Raw genomic sequence first — 16,066 nt, 5'->3', positions numbered from 1 at the left:
GTCACATCGTGGCCAATACCAATCGCTACGAGTTCAACGGCTTTGCGCTTTTCAACCATCGCAATGACATCGCGCAGGTGCTTTTCCAGATAGTTGGCGGGGTTCACCGACAATGTGGAATCGTCTACTGGCGCACCATCAGAGATCACCATCAATACTTTGCGCTGCTCTTGGCGGGCCATCATGCGGCGATGCGCCCATTCAAGCGCCTCTCCATCGATGTTTTCTTTCAGTAGTCCTTCTTTCATCATCAGACCCAGGTTAGGTCGGGTTCTGCGCCAAGGGGCATCCGCAGATTTGTAGATGATATGACGCAAATCATTCAGACGACCGGGGGTGGCTTCACGGCCTGTTGCCAACCACTGCTCGCGCGATTGCCCACCTTTCCAGGCTTTGGTGGTAAATCCCAGAATCTCGACCTTCACATCACAGCGTTCCAGCGTGCGCGCCATGACATCCGCACAGATCGCCGCGATTGAGATCGGTCGACCGCGCATTGAGCCGGAGTTATCCAGCAGCAACGTGACGACAGTATCACGGAAATCAGTGTCTTTTTCGACCTTGAACGACAGCGGTGTGGTGGGCGAGGCGACGATGCGCGCCAAACGGCCTGCATCCAGAATACCTTCTTCAAGATCAAATTCCCAAGACCGGTTTTGTTGGGCTTGCAAGCGGCGCTGCAACTTGTTTGCAAGCCGAGAAACGGCTCCCTTTAGCGGCTCTAGCTGCTGATCAAGGTATGCGCGCAGGCGCTCCAACTCGACTGGCTCGGCTAAATCCTCGGCGGATACCTCTTCGTCAAACTCGGTGGTTGCGACTTTGTAATCAGGATCGGCATCAGACACAGGCTGCGGGGCAGGCGGCTCGAGCGGGGCTTCACCCTCTGGCATCTCGGCCTCTTCGCCCATTTCCGCATCAGCCTGATCATCCATGCTGACTTGGGCTTGGCTGGCGTCTTGGCTGTCTTCCTGACTTTGCTCTGGTGTGCCTTCTGCGTCGTCACCTTCGCTGTCGTCATCGCCAGTGCTGTCGGGTTCGTCCTGTTCATCTTGGCCGTCTTCGGCCTGATCGTCTTGATCATCGTCCAATGTATCAGGGTCATCGCCCAACTGATCGCCGTAGCCCATGTCACTGATTAACTGACGGGCGAACTTCGCGAATGCTTGTTGGTCGTTTAACGTCTCAGATAGGCTTTCTAGCGTGCCGCCACAGTGATCTTCTATAAAGCCGCGCCACAACTCCATCACGTTGTCGGCCCCTTTGGGCAGATCGCGACCTGTGGCAAGATGGCGGATCAAATAGCCTGCCGCGACCGACAATGGCGCATCAGAAGCTTGGTTGATCTGGTCATATCCCTTGCGCATCGCCTCGGCGCCGATCTTGGCATCGATATTGCCAGCGGTGCCAGGCATATATTGCGCGCCAACGGCCTCGATCCGCGCCGTTTCCATCGCGTCATAAAGGTCCTGTGCCATCTGACCTTGTGGCATATAGCGGGCAGATACTTTTGGATCGTGAAACTTGTGCCGCAATGCAAACGCATCAGCCGTGCCACGCGCCAACAGCACTTCATCACGGGTCATCCGGCGCGAAACTTGGGGTAGGCGGATTGTGTCTGACGTCTGGCCTGCCGGATCAACTGAATACGTCACCGACAATTCGGGATCATTCGCCATGACTTTGGTGGCTTCCGCCAACGCCTTTTTGAACGGATCGGCTGGGTTGTCTGATGGCTTGTTCATGGCATGCGTCCTTTGCTGAGACGCAAACTAGAACTCAGGTGGCGCAAAGACCAGTGCTTGCGGGCAAGAATGCGCGCTTAACCGTCTTCGAATTCGGGTTCTTCAAAGGTGATCCCTGCTTCTGGGGCAATCTCGAACGGGTCTGCGGCCAATTCATGTAAGTTGGTCAATGCTGCAACACCTGGCAGGACAGCGCCCGTTTCATCGACAAAAGCCAAACGCGGCCGGTAGGTCTTGCCACCAAGTACGATTTCGCCTTCGTCAAACAGATAGGCCAGTTCCGTCACAATGCCTTCGACGTTCGCCTTTGCAAGTTCTTCGGTCATGTTCTCGGCAAAAAGCGGCAACAGGGCATGGGCGATCAACGTCGCTGTCGATTCGGCGAGGTCTTCGTGGCTCACCTGATAGTCAGCAGGTAGTTCCGTTCCAATTTTCATCTTCATGAGGATGCTCCAATTTGAAAACACTTAGCGTTTAAGTGGCGCAACATGCCTGCACGACAAACAAAAAATACCGCGCCTTTACGTTAGCGCGGTATTTTGAATTTTAAAACTGTCTTGTGTATTTAGCCCAGACTTAGGCTGGCCGCACTTTCTGGTAGTTCTTCGTCAAAACAACGCTGATAGAACTCAGCGACTGTCTGGCGCTCTAGTTCGTCACATTTGTTCAAGAACGACAAACGGAACGCGTAGCCAACATCTTGGAAAATACGCGCGTTTTCGGCCCACGCCAAAACAGTTCGCGGCGACATCACGGTGGACAGATCGCCATTCATGAACGCAGTTCGCGTAAGATCGGCAACGGTAACCATTTGGCTGATCGTCTTGCGGCCTTTTTCGGTGTTGAAATGCGGCGACTTTGACAAAATAATCGCGGCCTCTGCGTCATGGCTGAGGTAGTTCAAAGTGGCGACCAATGACCAGCGGTCCATTTGCGCTTGGTTGATTTGTTGGGTGCCGTGGTACAGGCCGGTCGTATCACCCAAACCAACAGTATTCGCGGTCGCAAACAGACGGAAATACGGGTTAGGGGTAATAATCTCGTTTTGGTCCAGCAACGTCAATTTGCCATCGGTTTCCAAGACGCGTTGGATCACGAACATAACGTCCGCGCGGCCCGCATCATATTCGTCAAAGACGATTGCGACAGGGTTGCGCAGCGCCCAAGGCAAGATGCCTTCATGAAATTCAGTCACCTGAACGCCGTCGCGCAGTTTAATCGCATCCTTACCGATGAGGTCGATCCGGCTGATGTGGCTATCAAGGTTCACCCGCACACAGGGCCAATTCAGACGGGCAGCGACCTGTTCAATGTGGGTGGATTTGCCCGTGCCGTGATAACCTTGGATCATCACGCGACGATTATAACCAAAGCCCGCAAGGATCGCCAAAGTCGTGTCTGGATCAAACTTGTAGGTGCTGTCGATTGCAGGCACGCGATCAGTCCGCTCGGCAAAGCCTTTGATCTTCATGTCACTATCGATGCCAAAGACCTCGCGGACTGAAATATCCTCGGTTGGTTTCGCTTGCATATCCGTCATACCATCCGCCATCTTTAGTGCCCTTGTGATTAGTCATCTGCGTTTCACTCGGAAATGCAACATAAAGCACATGGCTGCAAGGGAAAGGGGGCATTGGAATGGTCATTCGCCAGTGTCTGGACCGTATGACAGTCGATCACATGCGCGTGGTTTGCTGTCGCAACCCTTGGGTTTACCGCATTGGCGCTGATATGTTCCTTATAACCAAAAAGGATCGACCAATGATGAACCGCCGTACATTTGGCCTGACAGCCCTTGCATGCGCAGCAGCGCCCTCTGCTTTGCTTGCCGAAGACTTTGAAATCACGCGCACGGATGCCGAATGGCGGTCCATGCTGACCGACCTGCAATACCGCGTGATGCGCGAAGAAGCGACCGAGCGCGCGGGCAGTTCGCCTTTGGACAAGAATTATGCGGCGGGTGTCTATGACTGCCGCGGATGTGATTTGCCGCTTTATCCATCGCAAACCAAATACGATAGCGGCACAGGCTGGCCCAGCTTTTTTGAAAGCTTGCCAAATGCGGTCGCTACAAAACCGGATCGCAAGCTTTTCAGCGTCAGAACCGAAGTCCATTGCCGCCGCTGCGGTAGCCATTTAGGGCACGTTTTTGACGACGGACCTCAACCAACAGGCAAACGGCACTGCCTGAACGGGGCCAGCTTGGTGTTCCGCGCCTAAAGTACCTGCCGCAACTGATCTTTGATTTGCGGGGAAATCCCGCTTAAATTATCCGGAATGCGCCTTAATTGCGACGCGCGTTCCGAAAGCCTGCCCGGCACAAGCCTTAGAGGCATGTTTTGGTTTTGTCGCGACTGCCAAAAAGGTGAATTATCACAAGCGCTTATAGCTGCTGCACAGGAATGAGCGGAAAGCTGCCGATTTTCCTTGTTCGAAGTGGCGGAATATGGCAAATTTAAGGAATAATTTAGACTGCTTTGATATTGGTTCGCTGAAACCGCTTTCTAAGTATGCAGCAGTCGCTGGTTGATGAGTATGGAGGTACGCGATGTACGCGCGTGAAAGAACTTCAAAAGTATTTGTAAATAACCGCACAGCGCGGTTCAGCGCCTATTTGGCTATTGTTATCATGTCGATTGCGGTGACGATCTTTGTGATGGCCGGCGTCGAAGGCCAAACCGCCATTCCAGCGGAACCATCACTATACGCAATATGGACAATCGCTGCCGGTGCAATCGGTGGTGCGGCGTCACTTTACGCGGCGCGCGGCTGGTTGGGACTGTCCGGTGGGATCGGTTACGCCAGAGCAGTTGTTGGCAGTCTGGCGGCTGCTTTGATCGGGGCGGCCATCGTCGGCATTTTGATCATGCCTGTCTATGGCGGAATTTACGCGCCAGTGCTTCTGATTTCAGAATTTGTGGCCAAACCACTGCTCGCAGTTGTTTGGGTCAGCGTATATGTTGGCGCACATTACCTGATGTTGCAGCGGTCGAATGCTTTGGATTCTGAATACAAAGCATCCGAAACGCGCTTTGCCTCTTCGGAGCTCAGCTCCCTGACACAAGCACAGCTTTATCGCCGCAAGTAATTTCTTGTTGACTTAAAAGCCACCCTACCAATTTGGTAGGGTGGCTTTTTTAGTTAAGGCTTATCGCGAAAGTTGCGGCTGATCTTGATCTGATCCCAAGCCCAAACAACCTCTGACAACTGTTCTTCTTGGCTGCGGTCACCGCCATTCATGTCGGGATGCAACACTTTGATCAGCGCCTTATAGGCTTTGCGAATCTCTTGTTTGGACCAGTTGTCTTTGGCTTCAAGAATTTCCATCGCGCGGCGTTCAGTCGGGGGCAGCTTGCGTCCCAAGGCAGGTCCGCGGCCGGGATTACGGGTCGCGTTTTCGCCCAGCACCTGATGAGGGTCATCCACACCCAAGCGCGCCCATGCACGCTCCTCTGTGCTGCGTTTGAATGGTTTTGTCGGACGTTCCCAAACACGGTCACTGTCCATCTGTGCCGCCAGTTCAGCCTCTGACGTGGTATCAAAGAAATTCCACTTCAGATTATATTCGCGGACATGCTGTTGGCAGAACCACAAAAAGTCATCCAACACGTCTGGCGACTTTGGCGCACGGTATTTGCCGGCTTCGGCACAGCCGTCGTGATCACACACACGGGTCGAGGTTTCAGATGCACCCGACATCCCACGCCGGCCGCGCGGGTTCTTTTTCTTGGAGCTCGACACAGACATGTCAAAACCAAATGGGTCATTCTTTTTCATAATGCGTCTAGGACCTTTTCGACTCGGAGAAGTAACTCTAGTCTCTACAGCGAGAGATTGAAGAGGGCGGACCAAAAATAATGACACTTGAGACAGAAATTCGGCAAGCACTGGGTCGTTTATCGCCTGCGCAACTGGACGTCATCAACGAAAGCGTGTTGCACAGCGGGCATGCGGGTGACGATGGGTCGGGTGAAAGCCACTGGCGGGTCGTAATCAAAGCACCGCAGCTGGACGATATGTCGCGGATTGGGCGCCACCGCGCTATCCACGAGGCTTTGGGCAAAGATATCATCGGGCGCATTCACGCGCTTGCGATTGATATTCAGTAGTTATTCAGCAGCAACGCCCGCGTCCGGTTTTTTGTCGGGTTTGGGCGTGTCTGCCGCATCCAAGACAAGTGGTTTCGCTTGAACCTTCGGTGCCGTCACTACGGGCGGCACTGGCGGTTGCAACGCAGGGACATCTGCGGCTTTTGTGCGACGAAAAACCAGCATGTTTTGAAATACAGTTGTCTTGCTCATCAGGCCTTCGCGCTGTTCGCTTGGCAACGTATCGGCGCGCAGGTATTCCCACCCGCTTGCGGCTTGTTCATTCATCGCAGTCTGCAGGGCATTGGCAAAGCGGTCTTCGTGCGACTTCAGCCCCTTGGCTTTTAGCCCGCGCGCAGGCGCCGATATCACTTTATATTCGTAGGACATGATGCCCCCCTTGTTTACGCCCCGACGAACTTATCAAAAAATGATCCGTTGCGCCAACGTTTAAGCATCGTTTTACCGCAAGGTAGGGCTAGAGGCCCAATTTGCTAGCAACCATTTGATTAACGGTTGCAGGGTTTGCTTTGCCGCCGGTTGTTTTCATCACCTGCCCGACAAACCAGCCAACAAGCTTTGGATTGGCCTTGGCCTTTTCGACCTGCGCAGGGTTTGCAGCAATAATTTCATCGACGGCCGCCTCGATTGCGCCTGTGTCCGTGACCTGTTTCATGCCTTCGGTTTCGACAATCTCGGCAGGGTCACGGCCTGTGGTGTAGCAGATTTCAAAGACGTCTTTGGCAATCTTGCCATTGATGTCGCCTGCTTTGATAAGACCAATCAATGCACCCAACTGCTCTGCCTTCACAGGGCTGTCTTCGATGCCGTGATCTTCTTTTTTCAAGCGCCCGAACAACTCGTTGATAACCCAGTTGGCGGCCAGTTTGCCATCGCGCCCTTCCGCTACTTTTTCAAAGTATGCGGCATTCACGACCTCTGCAGTTAGCACAGACGCGTCATAATCAGACAAACCGAAGTCACTGATAAAGCGGGCTTTCTTTTGATCGGGCAGTTCTGGCAGGGACGCCTTAATATCATCAACCCAAGCCTGCTCAATCTCAAGCGGCAGCAGGTCAGGATCAGGGAAATAGCGGTAATCATGCGCCTCTTCTTTGGACCGCATAGAGCGCGTTTCGTTCTTGTCCGGATCATAAAGCCGCGTTTCTTGGACGACCTGCTTGCCGTCCTCGATCAACGCGATCTGGCGCCGGGCCTCATAGTCAATCGCCAACTGAATGAACCGCATAGAGTTCATGTTCTTGATCTCGCAACGCGTCCCAAGGTGGCTGAAATCCTGCGTGTCCCAGTATTTCTCGTAGTCACCTGGACGACAGACCGACACGTTCACGTCGGCGCGCATATTGCCGTTTTGCATGTTGCCGTCACAGGTGCCCAGATAACGCAGGATCTGGCGCAGTTTCAGCACGAATGCAGCCGCTTCTTCGGGGCCACGCATGTCAGGGCGGCTGACGATCTCCATCAAGGCAACACCGGTACGGTTCAGGTCGACGAAGGACATAGTGGGGTCCATGTCGTGAATGGATTTACCGGCGTCTTGCTCAAGGTGGATACGTTCGATACGCACATTGCGCGCCTCGCCATTGCCCAATTCAACCAGCACTTCACCTTCGCCGACAATCGGGTGGTAAAGCTGCGAAATCTGATAGCCTTGCGGCAGGTCTGGGTAAAAATAGTTCTTACGGTCAAATGCCGAAAATAGGTTAATCTTTGCATTTAATCCAAGGCCTGTTTTCACGGCCTGCGAAATGCAACCTTCGTTGATCACGGGCAACATACCCGGCATGCCAGCGTCAACGAACGCGACGTTGCTGTTCGGCTCTGCGCCGAATTGCGTGGACGCGCCCGAGAAAAGCTTGGCTTTGGTCGCCACCTGCGCGTGGACCTCAAGTCCGATCACTAGCTCCCAATCGCTGGTCGCACCGGCGATGACTTTTGGGGCGGGGCTTGTGTAAGTGAGGTCAAGCATCGGGCGCTTCCTTTTGACTGTGTTGGCTTCGTTTAAAAGAACGCGCAGGCAGCTTCAAGTGAACATGCGCGGGACGGGGTTATCCCAGGATACGCGTCACCATCTCGTTTGTATCCCCGGATAGATTGGGCGTTTGTGCAATGCGTAGCAATGCGGCGTGCATTTTGGCCTGCCGGTCTGCATCATACCGCTTCCAAGTATCAAATGCTGACGACATCCGCGCGGTCGTTTGCGGATTGATCGCGTCTAGTTTGATCAACCAATCGGCCAGCAACGCATAGGCATCCCCCGATCCATGATGAAAGCCTGCCGTGTTTGCTTTTAACCCGCCAAAGACGGCGCGGAACCGGTTCGGGTTCTTGATGTCAAATGCGGGGTGTCGGGTTAGGGCCGTGGCCGTGCTTGCCGCAGCTTCAGGGGCGGCAAGCATCACCTGCAATCCAAACCATTTATCCATGACCAATCGGTCATGCTGCCATTGGGCCTCGAATGCGGCCAGTTCTGCCTCGCCCTTGGAAATCTGCAAAAGTGCGCGCAACGCACCCAATTGCTGGGTCATGTTATCCGCATTGGCAAACTGTAAAGATGCCTGATGTCCGCCATCCAACTTGCTGATCAGCGACAGAACGGCATTTCCTAGCGCGCGTTTTCCGGCAGGTTCCGCGTCGGGTGTATATGGTCCCGCAACTGCCATTTCCGCGTAAATGCGCGGCAGCATATCTTGCAAATGCTGTGCGATATGCAGCTTCAGCGTTTCATGGGCTTGGTTAATGACTGTTGGATCGGGTGTCTGACTTGCGTCGAAAATCACCTGTGCGGTGTCTTCTTCACTTGGTAGTCGCAGCAGTAACGCGCGAAATGCAGGATCAAGCGTGTCGTCGCGGAGCACGGCCGCCAAACCTTCCAAGAATGCAGTGTCCGGCGCTGCATCCGTCTGCGCCATGCGCACCAGTAATTTCTGTGCCAAGACGCGTCCGGCGTCCCATTTGTTGAACGGATCAGTATCACAAGCCAACAGCTGTGCGCGATCCGCGTCAGCCACATCATGTTGCAAGATCACAGGCGCGGAAAAACCGCGCAGGACAGACGGGATCGGTTTTGTGGCAAGCCCCGTAAAGGTAAAAGTCTGTTCTGTTTGCGAAAGTTCCAGCACCGTCGTCGGCGTGATTTCAATGCCAGAGGTATCAAGCAAACCAACGGCCACAGGGATCAATAGCGGTTCTTTTTTGTCCTGACCGGGGGTGGCGGGCGTGTCTTGGCGCAGATGCAACTGATAGGTACCGTCTGCAAAACTGTCCGTAACCGTCACGCGGGGCGTGCCCGCTTGGCTATACCATTTCGCAAACTGGGTCAGGTCGCGGCCAGTGGTGTCGGTGAATACCTGCAGCCAATCCTCGATCGTGGCCGCATCACCGTCGTGGCGGTCAAAATACAGATCAAGGGCGCGCGTGTATGCATCATCGCCGACAAGCAGTTTCAGCATACCGATAATCTCGGCGCCTTTTTCATAGACCGTGGCGGTGTAGAAATTGTTAATCTCGACAAAGCTGGCGGGCCGGACGGGATGGGCAAGCGGGCCGTTATCCTCGCGGAATTGTGCCGCGCGCAGCACGACTGCATCATCGATACGTTTGACCGCATGGCTGCGCAGATCGCCCGTAAACTGCTGGTCGCGGAAAACGGTCAGCCCTTCCTTGAGGCAAAGCTGGAACCAGTCGCGGCAGGTGATCCGGTTGCCCGTCCAGTTATGAAAATACTCATGCGCGATGATCGCCTCGATACGTTCAAAATCGGTATCCGTCGCAGTTTCAGGAGAGGCGAGCACAGCAGAGGCATTAAAGACGTTCAGCCCTTTGTTTTCCATCGCGCCCATGTTGAAATCGTTGACCGCCACGATGTTGAAAATATCGAGGTCGTATTCGCGTCCGTAAACATCCTCGTCCCATTTCATTGACGCTTTCAAAGCGCCCATGCCAAAGGCGCATTTGGCCTCATCCAAGCCGGGGCGCACCCAGATGTTCAGCTCCACTTGTTTGCCTGACTTTGTGGTGAACGTGTCAGGGTGGGCTACCAAATCGCCAGCGACTAAGGCAAACAAATACGCAGGTTTCGGCCAAGGATCGTGCCATTCCGCCCAACCTTTGCCTGCACTGGTCGGGTTTCCGTTGGACAGCAGCACGGGCAGGTCGCCTTCAATGCGAACTGTGAATACGGACATGACGTCAGGGCGGTCGGGGTAGTAGGTGATCTTGCGAAACCCTTCGGCCTCGCATTGGGTGCAATACATGCCGTTCGACATATAAAGCCCCTCAAGGGCGGTGTTCGTGCTTGGGCTAATCTCGACCTCTGTTTCGAACACAAAAGGTCCTACGGGGACGTCACTGTGCAGGCCAGTGTCGTCCAAATCTGGGGAAATCGCTTTACCGTCAATTTTCGCGCTGATCAGTTTCAGGTCTTGGCCGTGCAGAAAAAACGCGGTGCTGACTGCATCTGGATTGGGCCGAAACGCGATACGCGACAAGACCCGTGTGGATTTAGGGCTAAGCTGAAAGGTCAAATCTACGCTATCGACGAAATAAGCAGGTGGTGTGTAGTCGGCCAGGTAAATCGTCTGCGCGGCTGTATCTTTCATGGGGGCGGTCCTTTTAAGTTACCCCTTAGGTAGGCGCGTCAGGCGCGATGTTCCACCACGATTATGTTGAAAAACCCATCGATCAGGTTAAGTGCGTGGCTATGCCGAAAATGCGCCGCAAAGCTGACCTGCCTCAAAAGACATGCGCCACCTGTGGCAAGCCATTCGCGTGGCGCAAGAAATGGGCCAAGGTCTGGGACGAGGTCCGCTATTGTTCGGAGCGGTGCAAAACCAATCGCAAATCCGCGTAATCCGACCGCGCGTCAAGATAATTGCCTGCTCTTTGTTGCCTATCGGAAACTTCCGCATTACCTCTCCGGCAAGGCGCAAGTGTGCCACTGTATACATAAGACACTAGGAGAGTATCGTCATGACAGATCGTGTAGAAAAGCAAGGCCTTCAGGTCGCGGCAGAACTGGCGGATTTTATTGATAACCGCGCATTGGACGGCACAGGCATCGACAGTGCGACCTTTTGGAAAGGCTTCGCGGGTCTGATCGCAGAAATGACCCCGCGCAATCGCGCCGCCTTGGCCAAGCGCGATGATCTTCAGGAAAAAATAGATGCGTGGCACATTGCCCACCGCGATGCCCCAATGGACCGCGCCGCCTATGAAGCATTCTTGCGCGAAATTGGCTATCTGGTTCAGGAAGGTGAAGATTTCACCATCGACACAGCCAATGTTGACCCCGAAATCGCGACACTCCCCGGCCCGCAACTGGTGGTTCCAATTACGAACGCTCGCTTTGCGCTGAATGCGGCAAACGCGCGCTGGGGCAGCCTTTATGACGCGCTGTACGGCACTGACGCGATGGGCGTGCAGCCACCCAAAGGCCCGTATGATCGCGGCCATGGTGCCCGTGTCGTCGCGCGTTCGCGCGTATTTTTAGACGAGGCTTTCCCGATTGTTGGCACCAGCCACGCTGACGTGTCGCGTTACTATGTCCACGATGGCGCGCTGTTGGTCGATGACAACCCGCTGCGCGAGCCCGCAAAATTTGTGGGCTACCGTGGCAATCCCAAAGCACCCGACGCCATTTTGTTGCAGAACAATGGGCTGCACGTCGAACTGGTTTTTGATCGCGCGCACCCGATTGGCAGCCGTGATCAGGCCCTTTTGGCTGATGTGCGTTTGGAAAGCGCCGTCTCTGCGATCATGGATTGCGAAGACAGTGTTGCTTGTGTTGATGCCGAGGACAAAGTCGAAGCCTACACCAACTGGCTGGGCCTGATGCAGGGCAACCTGACCGCGAAATTCCAAAAGGGCGGGCAGACGCAAGTCCGACGCTTGGCCGACGATTTGCCATACATCGCAGCAGATGGATCTGACCTCGCTTTGAAGGGGCGCGCATTGCTGTGGATCCGCAATGTGGGTCACCTGATGACGAACCCGGCAATCCTTGATGCGCAAGGCGACGAAGTGTTCGAAGGCTTGATGGACGCGATGGTCACCGTGCTGATTGCGATGCATGATCTTAAGCGTGAGGGCGGCAACTCGGCGCTTGGGTCTGTCTATATCGTAAAGCCAAAAATGCACGGTCCGGACGAGGTCGCGATGACCAATGATATCTTCGGCGTCGTCGAAGATGCACTTGGCTTGCCGCGCAACACTGTCAAAATCGGCATCATGGACGAAGAGCGCCGCACGACTGTGAACCTCAAGGAATGTATCCGCGCAGCCAAATCCCGTGTAGCGTTTATCAACACTGGTTTCTTGGACCGGACCGGCGATGAAATCCATACATCGATGGAAGCAGGGCCGTTTAGTCGCAAAGACTTTATCAAGCGTAAACAATGGATTGGCGCTTATGAAGACCAGAACGTCGATATCGGTCTGGAATGCGGATTTTCCGGCAAAGCCCAGATCGGCAAAGGCATGTGGGCCATGCCTGATCTGATGGCGGCAATGATCGAACAAAAGATAGCTCACCCGCAATCTGGTGCAAACTGCGCGTGGGTGCCAAGCCCGACAGCGGCCACATTGCACGCGCTGCACTATCACAAAGTTGACGTGATGGCAGTGCAGGCCAAGCTGCTGAAAGGTGGGCGTCGCGCATATGTGTCGTCGATTTTGGATATTCCTTTGGCGCAATACCAGCGCTGGACTGACGCACAGAAAATCAAAGAAGTTGAAAACAATGCGCAAGGTATCCTTGGCTATGTTGTGCGTTGGATCGACCAAGGTGTTGGTTGTTCCAAAGTGCCAGACATCAACAACGTGGGCCTCATGGAAGACCGCGCGACTTGCCGGATTTCCAGCCAAGCCTTGGCCAACTGGTTGCACCACGACGTTGTGAGCCAAGAACAAGTGATGGAGTCCATGCGCAAAATGGCAGCCGTAGTGGATGGCCAAAATGCGGATGATCCATCTTATCGCCCAATGTCCCCAAGCTTTGACGGGATCGCATTCCAAGCTGCATGTGATCTGGTGTTCAAAGGGCGCATCCAGCCGTCCGGTTATACCGAACCTGTCCTGCACCAGCGCCGGTTGGAACTCAAAGCACAACGCAATCACTAAGACCGCATTACAGGAGAGATACTATGGCTGAAATCTCAGCAAATAAGGCCCGCACGATCATTCGCAAAGCAATGGCAACAGGTACCGAGATGGGTTTCAAACCATTGTCGGTTGTTGTTCTGGACGCAGGCGGCCACGTCAAAGCGTTTGAACGTGCCGACGGTGCTGCACCCGGCCGATTTGGCATTGCACACGGCAAAGCCTACGGATCGGTTATGTTGGGCATGGCTGGCACCGCACAGATGGCACGCGCTGAACAGCAGGCCTATTTCATGGCGGCCGTGAATGGCGTCTATGGCGGGCAGGTCGTTCCTGTACCGGGCGGTGTTTTGGTCCGTGACAAGCGTGATAATATTATTGGTGCAGTTGGCGTGACCGGCGATACCTCTGACAATGACGTGATTGCTGCAATGGCAGGCATCGAAGCTGCTGGGCTGCTGGGCGAAGCCTAAGATTGCTGGACATGCTTACTATGTAAGCTGGTCCGTTGAAAAATTCAGCATGTGCGCCTGTTTGAGCGCACATGCCTGCCGCGACCATCTTTTCATGCCAGACAATCATCGCTAGATAAGAGGAAACCACGAAAGGTATTCTTATGGCGCGGCCGGTTGTTGGCATTGTTTCAAATAGTCATCTGATCAACGATCAATATTTGATCCACGGGGCAGGCGCGATGAACGCACAAGCCTTGGCAGACGTCTCGGGTGTGATGCCGATCGTGATCCCCGCTGACCCAAATGTGATGCTGGTCGAGGAATTACTGGCCACCTGTGACGGGTTCTTTTTCCCCGGTGGCAGGCCCAACGTGCATCCAGAAGAATACGGCGAAGAAGTCACCGACGCGCACGGCACATTCGAGCGTGGTCGCGACCGGATTAGTTTGCCATTGATCCGTGCATGTGTGGCACGCGGTCAGCCGGTCATGGGCGTTTGCCTTGGTTTTCAAGAGGTCAATGTCGCCATGGGTGGCACGCTTTATCCTGAAATCCGCGATCTTCCGGGGCGGGATAATCACCGGATGCCACCTGACGGCAGCATTGAGGAAAAGTTCGAGTTGCGCCACGAGGTGACAGTGACCCAAGGCGGCCCGTTCCATCAATTATTTGGCGCGCATAAAGTCATGACAAACACGCTTCATGGCCAAGGGATCAAAGTTCCGGGCCCGCGTATCGTGATCGACGGATACGCCCCCGACGGAACACCAGAGGCTATTTATGTAGCCGACGCGCCCGGTTTTACGCTTTCAGTGCAATGGCACCCTGAATGGAATGCAGATGCTGATCCAGTATCGCGCCCGTTGTTTCAGGCATTTGGGGATGCCTGCCGGAGTTGGGCAGCAGGCGGTTTACGTCAAGCAGTCTAGGCATGTGCTAGTCCCTTCAATAACTGTGGTATCTTGTCTTTAAAGCGAAAGAACCCGTGCGTTGCATGCGGCCAAGCATCAGCATCGAATGGTCGCATTACCTGAACCATATCGGTCTTGCCCAACACATCCGCTGTCGGGCCAGCGGGCAGATAGGATGTGACAAGTTGTTCAATGTCATGTGCTTTAACCCAGTCGGGCAATGCTTCGGGGGTCAATACAGTAATAGGCCCAAGCTTGGCTGCAAAACGCGCCTGACAGTCTGCCATTGCATCACGCACAAACCCAGTGACAAGGGGGCTGACGGTCAGTGGGCTGCGCGCAGCGGTCGATTGCACGACGGCCGTCGCGACTGGTGTGACTTGATCCAGAAGCCAACCGGGTGAAAGGTCTTCTTCAGTCAGAACCAGCCCCAGACGTGCGTCAGGATTGATCGTGCCTGACGCTGGCACAGGGCTGCGGGTAGGGTGCGGTGGCCCTTCCAGCGGGGTCGCGAAAGTCGCTAACCCCTTGGGATCAAACCGCCCATTGGTGTATTTCGCGATGTTGTCAGGTCGCGCGAGGTACGTTTTCCCGACCGTCTGCAATCCACCAACCCAGCGCCATGACAGTGTGTTGGACGCAGGATCACCGTCGAGCAAGTGCCGCATGAAGAAATCAGCGCCTAATGTCCAAGGCAGCTGCAGCGTGAATATCCAGATCGAGGCGAACCACATGCGCGCATGATTGTGCAGATATCCCGTTTCAGCCAGCGCGCGCGCCCAATGGTCAAAGCAATCGATGCCGGTTTCACCCTTGCAGGCGGCTTCCCATTCGCAGCGCAGCCCGCTTTCAGTCTGCACGCGATTGAGCGCTGCATTCAGGTCGGCGCGGCATGCGGTCCAAATGGTTGGCCGTTGCTCTAGCCAGCCTTTCCAATAGGTGCGCCAATAGACCTCTTGGACAAATTTCTCGGCTGCTTGCGGGCTATGGCGGGTGAGCGTGGCGCGCAAGATGGCATCTTCAGAGATGATCCGGTGCCGGATATATGGCGACAGGGTCGAAACATGCGCGGTTTCGTCATAATTGCGCTTGCTTGCGTAATCGCGGCCTGCGCGCGGGACAAAGCGCTGCAAACGGGTCAGGGCGGCGGTGTGTGTTGGTTCAAACATAACCAGCAATTAACCCGCGCTGGCCTCGTTTCAAGCAATAGGTTGGCTGCAACAGGCCCACGCTTTTGGCACGCGCGTTCTTGACACTGTGCTGCGGTCAGGACAACGCTAAGCCATGCTTGATTTGCGCCCTGTGGGCTATGTCATTGGTCTGCTTGTGGCGTCGCTTGGTCTTACCATGCTCGGCCCGTTGGCGGTCGACCTTGCGGCGGGCAACGGGCATTGGTTCGTCTTCTTTGAAAGCGCTGTGATTACCGTTCTGACGGGCGGGTTGATTGCGCTGGCCTGCGCGAACGGTGTTTCGCAAGGCCTGTCATTGCGGCAGACTTTCTTGCTTACGTCGCTGGTGTGGCTGATGCTGCCTGTCTTTGGGGCCATTCCGTTTGTGCTGGGCGCCACCGACGCCAGTTTCACCGATGCGTTCTTTGAGGCGATGTCGGGCCTGACCACAACTGGTGCAACAGCAATTGACCGGCTTGAAGACTTGCCAGATGGCCTAAAGTTATGGCGCGGTGTGCTGCAATGGCTGGGCGGCGTGGGTATCGTTGTCGTCGCGATGGTGTTTTTGCCAGAATTGCGGGT

Annotated in this window: 16 protein-coding genes; 8 read left to right on the top strand and 8 right to left on the bottom strand. The window is 54.8% G+C overall.

Translation table 11 applies throughout. The features are described from left to right. The 3 genes from cobT to cobS all read right to left on the bottom strand — a co-directional run. Nucleotides 1-1,742, bottom strand: a 1,742-nt coding sequence (gene cobT, locus QZ197_RS07235; RefSeq protein WP_296431197.1) for a cobaltochelatase subunit CobT, incomplete at its 3' end; no start/stop codon positions are given. Nucleotides 1,743-1,819: 77 nt separating this feature from the next. After that, nucleotides 1,820-2,185: a hypothetical protein gene (locus QZ197_RS07230; protein WP_296431196.1), complete on the bottom strand. Its 366-nt coding sequence runs from the start codon at nt 2,183-2,185 to the stop codon at nt 1,820-1,822. Nucleotides 2,186-2,307: 122 nt separating this feature from the next. Then, complete coding sequence (gene cobS, locus QZ197_RS07225) at nt 2,308-3,294, bottom strand: cobaltochelatase subunit CobS (RefSeq protein WP_296431195.1); 987 nt, start codon at nt 3,292-3,294, stop codon at nt 2,308-2,310. 212 nt (nt 3,295-3,506) lie between these two features. Here cobS and msrB point away from each other — a divergent pair, with 212 nt between their 5' ends. Both msrB and QZ197_RS07215 read left to right on the top strand, forming a co-directional pair. Continuing rightward, nucleotides 3,507-3,962: a peptide-methionine (R)-S-oxide reductase MsrB gene (gene msrB / locus QZ197_RS07220; RefSeq protein ID WP_296431200.1), complete on the top strand. Its 456-nt coding sequence runs from the start codon at nt 3,507-3,509 to the stop codon at nt 3,960-3,962. Nucleotides 3,963-4,290: 328 nt separating this feature from the next. Next, the gene (locus QZ197_RS07215; RefSeq protein WP_296431194.1) at nt 4,291-4,830 is read left to right on the top strand and encodes a hypothetical protein; all 540 of its coding nucleotides are present in this window, start codon (nt 4,291-4,293) and stop codon (nt 4,828-4,830) included. Between the two features lie 53 nt (nt 4,831-4,883). On the opposite strand, the gene QZ197_RS07210 is transcribed toward QZ197_RS07215, so the two are convergent. Beyond that, the gene (locus QZ197_RS07210; RefSeq protein WP_296431193.1) at nt 4,884-5,519 is read right to left on the bottom strand and encodes a DnaJ domain-containing protein; all 636 of its coding nucleotides are present in this window, start codon (nt 5,517-5,519) and stop codon (nt 4,884-4,886) included. Nucleotides 5,520-5,599: 80 nt separating this feature from the next. Here QZ197_RS07210 and QZ197_RS07205 point away from each other — a divergent pair, with 80 nt between their 5' ends. After that, nucleotides 5,600-5,851, top strand: coding sequence for a BolA family protein (locus tag QZ197_RS07205; RefSeq protein ID WP_296431192.1), 252 nt, complete (start codon nt 5,600-5,602; stop codon nt 5,849-5,851). On the opposite strand, the gene QZ197_RS07200 is transcribed toward QZ197_RS07205, so the two are convergent. From QZ197_RS07200 to pepN, 3 genes are all read right to left on the bottom strand, one after another. Continuing rightward, nucleotides 5,852-6,220, bottom strand: coding sequence for a DUF4177 domain-containing protein (locus tag QZ197_RS07200; protein ID WP_296431191.1), 369 nt, complete (start codon nt 6,218-6,220; stop codon nt 5,852-5,854). Nucleotides 6,221-6,308: 88 nt separating this feature from the next. Next, the gene (gene gatB / locus QZ197_RS07195; protein ID WP_296431190.1) at nt 6,309-7,820 is read right to left on the bottom strand and encodes an Asp-tRNA(Asn)/Glu-tRNA(Gln) amidotransferase subunit GatB; all 1,512 of its coding nucleotides are present in this window, start codon (nt 7,818-7,820) and stop codon (nt 6,309-6,311) included. A gap of 79 nt (nt 7,821-7,899) precedes the next feature. Next, nucleotides 7,900-10,452 carry an aminopeptidase N gene (pepN, locus tag QZ197_RS07190; protein WP_296431189.1) on the bottom strand — a complete coding sequence of 851 codons (2,553 nt, stop codon included), beginning with the start codon at nt 10,450-10,452 and terminating at the stop codon, nt 7,900-7,902. 101 nt (nt 10,453-10,553) lie between these two features. Between pepN and QZ197_RS07185 the strand changes: the two genes are divergently transcribed. From QZ197_RS07185 to QZ197_RS07170, 4 genes are all read left to right on the top strand, one after another. Continuing rightward, on the top strand, nt 10,554-10,703 hold the full coding sequence (locus QZ197_RS07185; protein WP_296431188.1) for a DUF2256 domain-containing protein: 150 nt from the start codon (nt 10,554-10,556) through the stop codon (nt 10,701-10,703). 119 nt (nt 10,704-10,822) lie between these two features. Then, a complete protein-coding gene (locus QZ197_RS07180) occupies nt 10,823-12,970 on the top strand; it encodes a malate synthase G (RefSeq protein ID WP_296431187.1) in 2,148 nt (715 codons plus the stop codon). 23 nt (nt 12,971-12,993) lie between these two features. Next, nucleotides 12,994-13,422, top strand: a complete 429-nt coding sequence (locus tag QZ197_RS07175; protein WP_296431186.1) for a heme-binding protein — start codon at nt 12,994-12,996, stop codon at nt 13,420-13,422. Between the two features lie 143 nt (nt 13,423-13,565). Next, nucleotides 13,566-14,333 carry a gamma-glutamyl-gamma-aminobutyrate hydrolase family protein gene (locus QZ197_RS07170; protein ID WP_296431185.1) on the top strand — a complete coding sequence of 256 codons (768 nt, stop codon included), beginning with the start codon at nt 13,566-13,568 and terminating at the stop codon, nt 14,331-14,333. Here the strand turns inward: QZ197_RS07170 and QZ197_RS07165 are convergent. Further along, nucleotides 14,330-15,484: an FAD-binding domain-containing protein gene (locus tag QZ197_RS07165; protein ID WP_296431184.1), complete on the bottom strand. Its 1,155-nt coding sequence runs from the start codon at nt 15,482-15,484 to the stop codon at nt 14,330-14,332. The two genes, QZ197_RS07170 and QZ197_RS07165, sit on opposite strands and share 4 nt — an antisense overlap. A gap of 115 nt (nt 15,485-15,599) precedes the next feature. Between QZ197_RS07165 and QZ197_RS07160 the strand changes: the two genes are divergently transcribed. Beyond that, the coding region (locus tag QZ197_RS07160; protein ID WP_296431183.1) for a potassium transporter TrkG at nt 15,600-16,066 on the top strand (467 nt) is incomplete at its 3' end.

It is taken from the genome of Yoonia sp. (genome assembly GCF_017854415.1).
In the GTDB taxonomy this organism is placed as follows: Bacteria; Pseudomonadota; Alphaproteobacteria; order Rhodobacterales; family Rhodobacteraceae; genus Yoonia.
Note: the sequence above shows the minus strand (reverse complement) of the source record. Positions and strands in the feature narration are given on the sequence as shown.

Coding starts and splice junctions, on each gene's coding strand:
- QZ197_RS07205 (WP_296431192.1), top strand. CDS start 5,600: ATGACACTTGAGACAGAAATTCGGCAAGCACTGGGTCGTTTATCGCCT.
- cobS (WP_296431195.1), bottom strand. CDS start 3,294: ATGGCGGATGGTATGACGGATATGCAAGCGAAACCAACCGAGGATATT.
- QZ197_RS07215 (WP_296431194.1), top strand. CDS start 4,291: ATGTACGCGCGTGAAAGAACTTCAAAAGTATTTGTAAATAACCGCACA.
- QZ197_RS07165 (WP_296431184.1), bottom strand. CDS start 15,484: ATGTTTGAACCAACACACACCGCCGCCCTGACCCGTTTGCAGCGCTTT.
- gatB (WP_296431190.1), bottom strand. CDS start 7,820: ATGCTTGACCTCACTTACACAAGCCCCGCCCCAAAAGTCATCGCCGGT.
- QZ197_RS07180 (WP_296431187.1), top strand. CDS start 10,823: ATGACAGATCGTGTAGAAAAGCAAGGCCTTCAGGTCGCGGCAGAACTG.
- QZ197_RS07200 (WP_296431191.1), bottom strand. CDS start 6,220: ATGTCCTACGAATATAAAGTGATATCGGCGCCTGCGCGCGGGCTAAAA.
- QZ197_RS07230 (WP_296431196.1), bottom strand. CDS start 2,185: ATGAAGATGAAAATTGGAACGGAACTACCTGCTGACTATCAGGTGAGC.
- QZ197_RS07175 (WP_296431186.1), top strand. CDS start 12,994: ATGGCTGAAATCTCAGCAAATAAGGCCCGCACGATCATTCGCAAAGCA.
- msrB (WP_296431200.1), top strand. CDS start 3,507: ATGAACCGCCGTACATTTGGCCTGACAGCCCTTGCATGCGCAGCAGCG.
- QZ197_RS07170 (WP_296431185.1), top strand. CDS start 13,566: ATGGCGCGGCCGGTTGTTGGCATTGTTTCAAATAGTCATCTGATCAAC.
- QZ197_RS07210 (WP_296431193.1), bottom strand. CDS start 5,519: ATGAAAAAGAATGACCCATTTGGTTTTGACATGTCTGTGTCGAGCTCC.
- pepN (WP_296431189.1), bottom strand. CDS start 10,452: ATGAAAGATACAGCCGCGCAGACGATTTACCTGGCCGACTACACACCA.
- QZ197_RS07185 (WP_296431188.1), top strand. CDS start 10,554: ATGCCGAAAATGCGCCGCAAAGCTGACCTGCCTCAAAAGACATGCGCC.